Consider the following 261-nt stretch of genomic DNA (forward strand, 5'->3'; position numbering starts at 1 on the left):
TTTGTCCAGAACCTCAATCCGTTCCTCGTCCCTTGTAAGGGAGCGTTCCATTGCTTCACGCTGTTCCCGCTTCTCGGCTTCACAGGTATTGGTCAGGCGGTCGGCAACCGCTTCCCCGTCCATCAGGGCAGCTCTGGCACATTCCCGGATTTTCCGCAGCACATGGCTGTAAAGGGTGTCATAATCAATCCGGTGCTGGGTGCAGTGGTTCTTTCCAAAGGCATTGTAGGTCTTGCAGGAGTAAATCCGCTGGGGATGTTT

General features: G+C 54.4%; 1 pseudogene. It reads right to left on the reverse strand.

Features of this window, described 5'->3' with window-relative positions:
* Positions 1-261 (reverse strand): annotated as a pseudogene (locus tag DWZ82_RS15800) (recombinase family protein); the annotation flags it as partial.

It is taken from the genome of Butyricicoccus sp. AF35-5AC (assembly GCF_003477715.1).
Taxonomy (GTDB): Bacteria; Bacillota; Clostridia; order Oscillospirales; family Butyricicoccaceae; genus Agathobaculum; species Agathobaculum butyriciproducens.